General features: G+C 33.5%; 10 protein-coding genes. 9 read left to right on the forward strand and 1 reads right to left on the reverse strand.

Annotation, left to right across the window (positions count from 1 at the left end; all coding sequences use genetic code 11):
• Positions 1–207 precede the first annotated feature (207 nt).
• From uvrB to JNO63_RS00770, 5 genes are all read left to right on the forward strand, one after another.
• Complete coding sequence (uvrB, locus tag JNO63_RS00750) at positions 208–2,175, forward strand: excinuclease ABC subunit UvrB (RefSeq protein WP_203126288.1); 1,968 nt, start codon at positions 208–210, stop codon at positions 2,173–2,175.
• A 1-nt stretch (position 2,176) separates the two neighbouring features.
• Complete coding sequence (gene uvrA / locus JNO63_RS00755) at positions 2,177–5,005, forward strand: excinuclease ABC subunit UvrA (protein WP_203126289.1); 2,829 nt, start codon at positions 2,177–2,179, stop codon at positions 5,003–5,005.
• 9 nt (positions 5,006–5,014) lie between these two features.
• Positions 5,015–5,299: a hypothetical protein gene (locus tag JNO63_RS00760; RefSeq protein WP_203126291.1), complete on the forward strand. Its 285-nt coding sequence runs from the start codon at positions 5,015–5,017 to the stop codon at positions 5,297–5,299.
• Between the two features lie 131 nt (positions 5,300–5,430).
• Entirely contained in the window at positions 5,431–6,321 is an 891-nt protein-coding gene (locus JNO63_RS00765; RefSeq protein ID WP_203126293.1) for an ABC transporter ATP-binding protein, read from the forward strand.
• Positions 6,314–7,486 (forward strand): ABC transporter permease, encoded by a 1,173-nt coding sequence (locus tag JNO63_RS00770; protein ID WP_203126295.1) that lies wholly within the window; start codon positions 6,314–6,316, stop codon positions 7,484–7,486. The genes JNO63_RS00765 and JNO63_RS00770 overlap by 8 nt, the downstream gene beginning before the upstream one ends.
• Positions 7,487–7,536: 50 nt before the next feature.
• Here the strand turns inward: JNO63_RS00770 and JNO63_RS00775 are convergent, their stop codons facing one another.
• Positions 7,537–8,448 carry a helix-turn-helix domain-containing protein gene (locus tag JNO63_RS00775; protein ID WP_203126298.1) on the reverse strand — a complete coding sequence of 304 codons (912 nt, stop codon included), beginning with the start codon at positions 8,446–8,448 and terminating at the stop codon, positions 7,537–7,539.
• Positions 8,449–8,646: 198 nt separating this feature from the next.
• Here JNO63_RS00775 and JNO63_RS00780 point away from each other — a divergent pair, with 198 nt between their 5' ends.
• The 4 genes from JNO63_RS00780 (at position 8,647) to JNO63_RS00795 (ending at position 12,125) form a co-directional block, all read left to right on the forward strand.
• A complete protein-coding gene (locus tag JNO63_RS00780) occupies positions 8,647–9,732 on the forward strand; it encodes a hypothetical protein (RefSeq protein ID WP_203126300.1) in 1,086 nt (361 codons plus the stop codon).
• On the forward strand, positions 9,732–10,505 hold the full coding sequence (locus tag JNO63_RS00785) for a hypothetical protein (RefSeq protein WP_203126302.1): 774 nt from the start codon (positions 9,732–9,734) through the stop codon (positions 10,503–10,505). Before JNO63_RS00780 ends, JNO63_RS00785 begins: the two co-directional genes overlap by 1 nt.
• A gap of 220 nt (positions 10,506–10,725) precedes the next feature.
• Complete coding sequence (locus JNO63_RS00790; protein ID WP_203126304.1) at positions 10,726–11,565, forward strand: SAM hydrolase/SAM-dependent halogenase family protein; 840 nt, start codon at positions 10,726–10,728, stop codon at positions 11,563–11,565.
• 8 nt (positions 11,566–11,573) lie between these two features.
• Positions 11,574–12,125, forward strand: a complete 552-nt coding sequence (locus JNO63_RS00795; protein WP_203126306.1) for an ECF-type riboflavin transporter substrate-binding protein — start codon at positions 11,574–11,576, stop codon at positions 12,123–12,125.
• The last annotated feature ends 1 nt before the right edge of the window (position 12,126 follow it).

Raw genomic sequence — 12,126 nt, forward strand, 5'->3', positions numbered from 1 at the left:
TTTTAAAACAGTAGATAAATTAAAGAAAATTGTATTCTAAATACTTAATCCTATATTCAATTGAATTTCCACCTAAAAATAGTATATTTTATTAGAAAGAGACATTAAAATAAAGGTCAGAGTTAGTCAAAAAAACTGGCCTATCATATATAAATTTTTAAAGGCGAAATTAAATTTTAGCCTTTTTATTTAAGAAAGGATAAATCTTTGCAAAAATTTAAAATAAATTCTGATTATAAGCCAAAGGGTGACCAACCTGAGGCTATCAAAACCCTTGCAAATGGTATAAATCAGGGCAAAAAACATCAAATCCTCCGTGGTGTTACAGGATCTGGTAAGACTTTCACCATGGCAAATATAATAGAAGAAGTCCAAAGGCCAACCTTGGTTTTAGCTCACAATAAGACCTTGGCCTATCAGCTTTTTACAGAATTTAAAGAATTTTTCCCAGATAATGCTGTGGAGTATTTCGTTTCTTATTACGATTATTACCAACCAGAAGCATATGTTGCAGCTACTGATACTTATATTGCAAAAGACTCATCAATAAATGATGAGATTGATAAGATGCGCCACTCAGCAACAATGGCACTATTTGAACGCCGCGATGTAATAATTGTTGCATCTGTTTCTTGTATTTATGGTTTGGGAGATCCGATAGATTATAAGGAACTTGTAGTTTCACTAAGGCCTGGTCAAGAAATTGCTCCAGAAGAAGTTATGAGAAAACTTATCGATGTTCAATATGTGAGAAATGATATTGACTTTGATAGGGGTACTTTTAGAAAACGTGGAGACATCCTTGATGTATTTCCAGCAGGTTTTGACCAAAAGGCAATTCGTTTTGAGTTTTTTGGAGATGAAATCGAGGAAATATCTGAATTTGACTCATTAACAGGAAAAGTAACTGCAAAATTATCCCACGCCTACATTTACCCTGCCAGCCACTATGCAACAACTAGTGAGAAAACAGAACGTGCTATTGTGACTATTGAGCAGGAGCTAGAAGAACAATTAAAATATTTTAACGAAAATAATAAATTATTAGAAGCCCAAAGGCTAGAACAAAGAACTAGATATGATATAGAAATGCTAAAAGAAATTGGTTTTTGTTCAGGCATTGAAAACTACTCTAGACATCTTAGTCAAAGGCCAGCGGGCAGTAGACCATACACATTAATCGATTATTTCCCAAAAGATTTTGTAATAATGGTCGATGAATCCCACGTATCCATTCCTCAAGTTGGGGGTATGTATGAAGGGGACAGGGCTCGTAAGCAAAACCTAGTTGATTATGGTTTTAGATTGCCATCAGCCCTTGATAATAGACCTTTAAAATTTAATGAGTTTGAGTCTTTAGTAAACCAAGCCATTTATGTTTCTGCAACTCCAGGCCCATATGAGCTGGATAAAACTGGTGGAGAATTGGTTGAGCAAATTATTCGTCCAACAGGACTACTTGACCCAATAGTTGAAGTAAGACCAACTGAAAATCAAATAGATAACTTGATTGAAGAAATCTATAAGACAACAGAAAAAGGCGACAGGACCTTGGTTACAACCTTAACCAAAAAAATGGCCGAGGACTTAACTACCTATCTTACAGAAAATGGTATCAAGGTAAAATATCTGCACTCAGATATTAAAACTATTGAAAGATCTGAAATCATCCGTGAATTGCGTTTGGGAGAATTTGACGTATTAGTAGGTATCAACCTTTTAAGAGAGGGTCTTGATATACCAGAAGTAAGTCTAATTGCAATCCTTGATGCAGATAAGGAAGGATTTTTACGCTCGGAAACATCGCTTATCCAAACTATCGGTCGTGCAGCTAGAAATAGCGAGGGCCATGTAATCATGTATGGGGATAACATTACAAAATCGATGAAAAAAGCTATGGATGAAACAGCCCGCCGCCGTGACATCCAAATGAAATTTAACGAAGAGCATAACATCACCCCACAAACTATTAGAAAAAATATCGGGGAAATGATCCAAGTTACAAAAGCAGCTGAAGAAGCTGAAATAGAAGAATTTAATAGAGAAGATATAGATACAATAATAATTAATCTTGAAAGTCAGATGTATAAGGCTGCAGAAGAGCTAGACTTTGAGAGAGCTGCAAACATCCGCGATCAGATTAAACATATGAAAGAAAATTTCGTAGGAGCATAATTTGACTGAACACGACATAGTTATAAAAGGTGCCCGCACCAACAATTTAAAAAATGTCGACATCACCCTGCCACGCGATGAAATGATAGTTTTTACAGGGCTTTCCGGATCAGGAAAGTCCACTTTAGCCTTTGACACTATTTATGCAGAAGGGCAAAGGCGCTATGTAGAAAGTCTATCATCATATGCCAGACAATTTTTGGGCAATGTTGACAAACCAGATGTGGATAGCATAGAGGGACTTTCTCCTTCTATATCAATCGACCAAAAAACCACAAATAGAAACCCTAGATCTACAGTAGCAACAGTTACTGAGATTTATGATTATTATAGACTTTTATATGCAAGGATTGGGGATGCATATTGCCCAGTTTGTGGCAAAAAAATCGAGGTCCAATCAATCGACCAAATGGTGGATAAAATCCTAGAATTACCTGAAAAAACAAGAATCCAAATCCTTGCCCCAATGATACGCAGCAAAAAAGGACAACACAAAAAAGCCCTAGAAAACATCCAAAAACAAGGTTTTGTAAGGGTTGTAATAGACGGCGAACGCCACGACTTGGAAGAAGATATAGAGCTTTCAAAAACTAAAAAACACGACATTTCAATCATTGTAGATAGGATTGTAATAAAAGAAGGCATAGAATCAAGATTAACTGATTCCCTAGAAACAGCCCTAGGCCTTGCAGATGGAATAATTTTGATAGATGTAATTGATGGCGAGCCTTTCATGCTAAGTAGTAAACTTGCTTGTCCAGATGGCCACGTTTCACTTCCTGAAATTACACCAAATATGTTTTCATTTAACGCGCCCCTTGGTATGTGTCCTGATTGTAATGGACTTGGTTTTCACTTACAAATTGACCCGGAACTTGTAATTCCAGATTTAAATTTATCCATTAACCAAGATGCGGTAGATGCTTATAGTGGCTCTGCCAAAGATTCTTATTATTATGAAACCATCCGTGCCATAGCTGATCATTATGATTTTTCCTATGATGAGCCTATCAAAAATGCACCAAAAGAAATGGTTGATGATATACTTTATGGAACAAATTATGACTTATCTTTTGTATTTGACTCAAGATTTTCTGGGAGAAAAAGATACAAGGGCAAATTCGAAGGTGCAGTTACTAACCTTGCAGATAGGTACGAAAGAACAAATTCTGAAACCCAAAGAAAAAGATTTAGAGAGTTTATGGGTGAGGAAGAGTGTAAAACCTGTCATGGCGATAGGCTAAAACCAGAAGTTTTATCAATCAAGGTTGATCAGACAAATATAGCCGACCTTACAAAATTATCCGTAGAAAACTCTGTAAAATTCTTTAAAGATCTAGAATTATCAGAAATGAAAGCAAATATTGCAGAGCTTATTATAAGAGAAATAGAGTCCCGTCTTAAATTTTTATATGATGTGGGTCTTGGATATTTAACACTAAGCCGTTCCGCATCAACCTTATCCGGGGGAGAAAGTCAACGTATCCGTCTTGCTACTCAAATCGGATCAGGTTTAGTTGGAGTTTGCTATGTATTAGATGAACCATCCATAGGTCTTCATCAAAGAGACAATGACAAATTGATAACTTCCCTTAGAAATCTCACAGATATTGGAAATACATTAATAGTTGTAGAACACGATGAAGATACCATCCGTGAAGCAGATTTTATAGTGGATATTGGTCCAAAAGCAGGTGTTAATGGTGGTAAGGTAGTTGCAAAGGGATCTGTTGATGATATTATAAAATCAAAAGAATCCATAACCGGAGACTATCTATCAGGCAGAAAACATATCCCAATCCCAGCTGAGCGCAGAACTAGCGATAAATTTATCGAAATAAAAGGAGCTAGTGAAAATAACCTAAAAAATGTAGATGTAAAAATCCCAATAGGTGTTCTTACATCAGTAACTGGGGTATCAGGATCTGGTAAATCGTCACTAGTAAATGAGATCTTATACAAATCTGTAACTAAAAAATTAAATAAAACCAAGGTCCGTCCAGGAAAACATGACGAAATCCTAGGCCTAGACCAAATCGATAAGGTAATAGCCATTGATCAATCGCCAATAGGCCGTACACCTCGTTCAAACCCTGCAACTTACACAAAAGTTTTTGATAATATCCGTGATGTTTTTGCAATGACAAATGAAGCAAAAATGAAAGGATATACAAAGGGAAGATTTTCCTTTAATGTAAAGGGTGGACGTTGTGAAGCTTGTAAGGGTGATGGAACTATAAAAGTTGATATGATGTTCCTACCTGATGTTTATGTCCCATGTGAAGTTTGCCATGGCAAACGCTACAACAGAGAAACTCTGGAGGTAAAATATAAGGGTAAGGATATATCAGAAGTTTTAGATATGACAGTGGAAGAAGGCATAGAATTTTTTGCAAACCACCCTCCAATTGTTAGAAAACTTCAAACCTTATATGATGTAGGACTTGGATATATAAAAATTGGCCAACCATCCACAGAATTATCTGGTGGGGAGGCCCAAAGGGTAAAACTTGCCACAGAACTTGCAAAAGTTGGTACAGGCCAAACACTTTATATACTAGATGAGCCAACAACAGGTCTTCATATGGCAGATGTGCATAAACTAATCGATGTTTTAAACAGACTAGTTGATCAAAACAACACAGTAGTTGTAATTGAGCACAACTTAGATGTGATAAAAGTTTCTGATTACCTAATAGATCTTGGCCCTGAAGGTGGAGATGGCGGTGGTACTCTAGTAGGCTGTGGCACTCCAGAAGAGATAGCAAAAAATAAAAAGTCTTATACAGGTAAGTATTTAAAGAAAATTTTAAATGAAAATAAAAATTAGGAGCAAAAAATGAGTTTAGAAGAAAAAAGAGATAACAAGGTAGATACAAACAAAAACGGCAGACCAGTTAGTTTTTCAACTGGCGATGGCAATGATTTTGTAATCGACCTACCAGGATCTATTCCTGGGGAGGAAAATACAAATACAAATGATATGAATGATCAAGAAATTGAAGATTTAATTACTGAAATTGATTCCAACAATGCTGAGATTGAAGACTTGCTTCACGATATGGGTGTAAAAGATATCAATAAACTTCTTGAAGGAGATCTTTCTGATTTAGAACTTGAATAAATATTAACTGGTACAAATTAGTACCAGTTTTTTTATGGCTATTTTTTATAGTTTATTATTTTGTAAATATATAAAATAATTCTAAAATGTGATATAATCTATTTGATTATAAAAAATAGAAAGGAATTCCTATGATTGAGATTAAAAATGTATCAAAATCCTTTGGAAGCCTTAAAGCACTAGATGATGTTTCATTTAAGGTTGATAAAGGCGATGTGTTTGGTGTAATCGGTCAAAACGGTGCAGGAAAGTCGACACTATTTAGATCGATAATGAACTTTTTTGATGATTACGAAGGATCCATTACATATGAGGGAAGACCTATAAAGAGTGTTCCACTTGAAAAAATTGGATTCTTGCCTGAAGAAAGATCACTTTCACCAAAAAAGACTATCGAAGAAGAAATCAGATACTTTGCAAAATTAAACCAAATGAACCGCATCCCAGATGAGGAGTTAAAAAGATGGTTTGATAGGTTCGAAATAAAGGGAAAACTAACTGACAAAATCAAATCCCTATCAAAGGGGAACCAACAAAAAGTCCAACTATTGGCAGCTATTATCTATAAACCAGAATTTGTAATCCTAGATGAGCCACTTTCTGGACTTGACCCTTACAATATCAGACTTTTAGAAGACATCATCAAAGAGCTAAATGAGATGGGCATGACAATATTATTTTCATCTCATAATATGGAAAATGTGGAAGCCCTTTGTAATAAACTTGTGATGATTAAAAATGGGAAAATTGTCCTAAATGGTACACCAACAGAGATTAGAAATACCTTCCCAAGAGAAAAAGTCCTTGTAGAAACTGATAAAGATTTACTTCCAATAATCGATGGAAAAGTAAAGTCTTATACTAAATCTGGAGACTTATGGAATATTTATTTAAATAATCCAGAAGATAGCAAAGCCATTTATGAAGATATAAATAAAAATATTGGTTTTGTATCTCAATTTAGCCAAGCTGCTCCAAACCTTAATGAAATCTTTGCAAAGGTGGTGGAAAGTCATGAGTAGAATAAAAATTGTAATGCAAGAAACCCTCAAAAATCACCTGAAATCCGGTACATTTTGGGCTATGATCTTACTGCCAGTTGTATTTGGAGTTATAAGTGGTCTTGCTGGTTACTTTGCTGCAGCACCTGAAGATAGCCATATGGGTATTGTTGCTAGTGAAGATTTAAAAACTTATTTTGATGATGATAAATATAAATTTGTAAACGAAGATGAGCTTGAAACATTGGTTGAAGAAAAGGAAATTTCTTCATATGCCAAAGTCAGGGAAGAAAATGGGCAGATAATTGCTGACTTTAATGAAGCTGATGCCTCTATGGTAGAAATCCTAAGATTTCAAGAAATAATAAATAATATCCAAAATCAATTAAATAGTAAAAATGCTGGCTTAGATCAAAATCAGGCACAAATCTTAGCAAAAACACCTCTAATTAACCAAATAACAGATGAAAAATCTGAAAATAAATTTATTGGCCAAGCCATATACTTTGTATTAATATTCTTAATGTACATGGTATTAATGAGCTTTGTAAACCTTGTACTAGCTGAGATTGCCACAGAAAAAGGTACAAAGATGATTGAATTTATATTCTCATCTGTAAAACCTGGTGATTATTTTGCAGGCAAGATGCTGGGTAACTTTATTGCAGTATTTGTACAAATTTTCACCTATGTAATATTTGCCATAATAGGATACTTTATTGCAAAATCAAAGGGGCTTTTTGATAACCTAGATTTAAACTTTGCATTGACACCCGAATCATACGGGATGATTGCAGAGATAGTATTACTATTTATATTAGGAATATTTATTTTCTTAGTAATAGCAGGGATGTTAGGTTCTTTTGCAACTAAGGTAGAAGATGCAGGAAAAATGGGAACACCACTTGTTTTCGTAACAGTAATACTATTTTTCCTAGCTATCAATCTCCAAAAAAGAGGGGATATTATGCTAACACAAGTCCTAAGCTATATACCACTAGCATCAACATTCTTTATGCCGCTAAGACTTTTAAATGGTTATGCAAGCCTAACAGAGGGATTGATTTCAATAATTATCCTTATAATAACTATATTATTAGTTTATAAATTTGGAGAAAGAGTTTATAAGAGAAATATCTTAAACTATTCCACTGATAACTGGGTAACTAGAAGATTTAAAAAATAATTTTAAATAAAAAGGGGGGCGAGTAGATACTTGTCCCCTTTTTATTGTTCTTATTCAAGTACCATAGCGATTATAACTTGCAAAAAGCTAGCAATTACAAATATTATCCAGCTAGCTTGCCAATTTCCAGTCCAAAAGCTGTATATAAAGAAAACACCAATGGCTGTTATCCAAAGCACACCTGATATCTTACCAATCTTTCCTTCTTTTTTCTGGATTTTTGGATCCCTATATTTTAATATATCCCTATATGATGAATATTTTATCATACTATATCCCATAAGGCTTGCGCCTATAGCAGTAAGTATCAAAAATAAGTAGACAGGAATATTGTTTGTTACCCCTGCATTTATCGCTAATACATAAACTGCTGGGGATAGGATAAATATTGCGATTGCTAGGATTATATTTCTTTTAAGTATTGGTTGGTATTCATCTAAATTTTTCTTAATAACACCTTCAACTCCATAAGAAAAATTGTAAGGTTCCTTTTCTATAAACTCAAACTTACTAGTAGCAAAGCCAGAATTTATAAATAGCCCTACTGCTAAAGCAATCAGTGCCAAAAATATAATAACACCTAAACTTTCATTAATATTATCTAGGGTCATATAAGCTATAGGTGAAATTATGACAAGAATGGTTGCAAGGGATATAAGCCTAGCTATTTTTTCATATGCACCGTAATATTGATTGAGTAAATCTAGATCTACGAGCTTAGAAGTATCTTCTACCTTTTCGTCTACTATTATTTGCTCCATACCTAGATCATCATCAAGTAAAAAATCTGTGCTTACAGAAAATATTTTTGAAAGCTTTATAATCTTATCCAGATCAGGCATAGCCATAGAGCTTTCCCACTTTGAAACTGACTGTCGGCTTACACCGATTTGGATAGCCAAATCTTCTTGAGTCATTCCTTCTTTTTTTCTTAAACTTATAATTTTATCGGCCAGTATCATAGGTCCTCCTTTTATTTTTCTAAGTTCATTTTATAAAAATTTGCCTTAACATACCAGCAATTCGCTTTGGAAATTTGTCAACTGCCGGTTGCATTCGCATAAAATAGCGATTTTCATTTTAAAATAATTATCTTACTTTATTTATATCCCAAAGGTAAATTTTTCAAAAATATTGTATAATAAGTAAAAGGAGGGGTAATGATGAGAAAGTTTTTTTATATTATATTGATGATTTTATTGTCATCTTGTGGTCAAAAAGAATTAGAACCGGCAAAAAAAATAGAGACTCTAGCCCCTTTAGAGATTAATGAAAATGATTATGATACTTTTTCTATAAATGGCAAAACATATAGCTTACCTGCAAACTATACTGACTTTGAAAAAAATGGTATAAGCCTAAATGAAGACGAGTTTTACTATCAAAAAATTAGCAAAAATGGTCAAGCTATGGCAAATCTTAAAGGAAAGTCAAATGATTTGGGTGCCACCTTTAAAAATACCAGTTCCAAAGCCATGGATATTAAAGATTCTACAATAATAGAGCTTTACATAAATAATAATAATGATAAAAATAAAGATTTTTCTATAAATGGATTAAGATGGGGTGATTCCTACCAAAATGCAGTTAATTCCCTAAAGGATGTTCGTACAGAAGAAGCTAATATGAATAATGAAAAAACTTTAAATTATTATACCGACAAAAACTATGTTTCTTTGTATTTTAAAGAAGATAAACTAAGCTCAGCAGCCATATTTTCCAAAAGTTTTATGAGAGATGAGTCATATAGCAATGGAGAATTTGTAATATTTGGTCAAACAGTAATGTTTCCCCTTACTGTAAGAGATTTAGAAGATTTGCTAAATTCAAATATAAATATAGATCAAAATTATGATACGATAGGTCCAGGTGAGGTTATATCCCTTAGGATATATTCTCCATTATTTGAAAATAATGAACAAAATCCTAACGCTTATGGTGTGGATTTTGATATAAAAAATACAAGTGATAAGCCAATTTCTATAAAAGATGCTCAAATAATAAGCTTAACGTCGGAGAATAGTTCTGACCTATCAGTAGGAAATATTTATGTAGGCGCAAGCATTGATGAGCTAAAGAAAATGGATAAGAAAAATCAAAATCCACGCAGATTAAATATTGAAGGCAAGATTGAGGATAATCTTATGGAATTTGTATTTAATGCAAAAAATGATACAGATTATATATTTCACACAGATGAAGATGCTATAAAGCACATTAAAATTGTAAACAAAAAGGAGCAATAATGAATTTTACACAGGTAGAATTGTCAGAAAAAAAATACTTAAATTTCATTTTCTTAAAAGCATCAGTAGGTGGAGAGCCTGTAACTCTTATGTTTGACACAAAAGGTAATAGTCTTTTGAAAAAATCAATTGCTGATAAAATTGACATTAATTATATAGATAGTAAGCCAATTGATGAAAAACGAGGCTGGAGAAGGGCTAGGGTAAGTCTTCGACTCGGAGGTCTTGAAATAGGGTCAGCTCCAATTATTGTAGCAAATGATGATTCCTTTGACCTGCCAAAAGACCCATCAGGTAATGAATATCCAGCTGACTTTATCCTAGGTTGGAATATCATTTCTCAATTGTGCTTTAGGGGAGATTTAAAAACCAATGATTTTCAGGTCCAAGTGGATGATTTTAGGGAAAATTCTAGTAAGGAATCTGATAATTTACCGATAATATATGTAGAGTTTGAAGGAGAAAAAATCCTTGCGGGTCTAGATACTTCAAAGCCAATCACAACAGTTAGCCAAGATGTTTTTGATAAGATAATGAAAAATAAAGATGCAGCAAGCACAATAGAAATGCTAGGCCTAGGCAATGAAAATTTAACATATGAAACAAAGTTAACTTTTAAAATTGATGAAGATACTATAAGCTTGCCAAGTGCTAGCCTTAACCCAAATTTAAATGAAGGAGATATAAAAATAGTATTTGGTGCAGACTTACTTCAAAATACAACATGGGCCATGTATAATCCTATGAGATATATGAGGGCAAAACAACTTTAGAAATGGGGAGATTTATTCTCTCTATTTTTATTGGTCTAAATTTGATATTTAAAAGAATTAATCCGAAATTTCCATATCCTATACCAAATTACTAATTTATGTAAAAATCGGGAAAGATTGCTATATATTTCTATATATAAGTAGAGCTTAGTTAAAATGTCTTTTGTGGAAAATAATTGATTAGAAGTTATAATATACATATATAAACAAAGGAGTATTTATGAGCAAATTATTAGTTATCCAATCCGACTTTGGTTTGGGTGATGGGGCGGTTTCTGCTATGCATGGGGTGGCAAATATTGTCGATCCTACTATAAAAGTAGATGATCTTACTCATGACATCAAGCCATATAATATTTTTGAAGCATCTTATAGGCTTATCCAAACTCTTAGATATTGGCCAGTAAATACTGTTTTTGTATCAGTCGTGGATCCTGGCGTAGGATCTGATAGAAAAAGTATTGCTGTAAAAACTTCCACTGGCCATTTTGTTGTAACACCTGATAACGGCACGATTTCTCATATAAAAAAATATATTGGTATAGAGTCTGCAAAAATAATAGATGAGAAAAATAATCGTCTGCCTTTCTCTGAAAAAAGTCACACTTTTCACGGGAGAGATGTATATTCATACAATGGGGCAAAGATTGCATCTGATATGTCATATTATGAAACACTAAAAGATTATGATGTAAATAAGATAGAAACTTTAGAAATCCAAGAGGCCTATGTGGAAAATGGTACAATCCATGGAACAGTTGATATTCTAGACATACGTTTTGGTTCCCTATGGACAAATATCCCCCAAGAAATGCTTGAGGAAAATGGATTTAATACTGGGGATACTATAAAAATTAAAATTTATTATAAAGATACAAAAAAATATGAAAACCAAATCATTTACGGTCACAGCTTCTCAGATGTAAAACAAGGTGAAGTTATAGCTTATATAAATTCGCTTATAAATCTTGGAATTGCAATCAACCAAAGCAATTTTTCAGAAACTTATCAAATCGGTACAGGGTCATCATGGACTATTGAAGTAGAAAAGATTAATTAGGAGTAATAATGAATAAAAACCAATCAACCACAACAAAAATCGTAGCAGTAGGTATTGGCGCTGCAGTATTTTTTATCCTAGGCCGTTTTCTATCCATACCTATTGGAATACCAAATACTTCCCTTGAAACAACCTATCCATTTTTAGCATTAATGAGCGCTCTTTTTGGGCCAGTAGTTGGTGGACTAATAGGACTAATTGGACATGGAGTAAAAGATTTATTAACCTATGGCCTTTGGATTAGCTGGGTTATATCATCAGGTATCACAGGATTTGGATATGGATTAGCTGCAAAAAGAATAAATATTAACAACGGCGTTTTTGAAAAAACTGATATTATCAAATTTAACATCGGACAATTTTTAACAAATATAGTTGCTTGGGCAGTAGTAGCTCCAGTCCTAGATATCCTTATTTATTCAGAACCAGCAAATAAAGTTTTTGTACAAGGAATTGTAGCAGCTCTTACAAACTCATTATCTGTTGCAATCCTAGGTACACTTTTAATCATTGCCTACACAAAAACACAAACAGCAGAAAATTCTTTAAGAAGAGATTAAA

This window comes from Anaerococcus sp. mt242, assembly GCF_016798225.1.
Lineage (GTDB): Bacteria > Bacillota > Clostridia > Tissierellales > Peptoniphilaceae > Anaerococcus.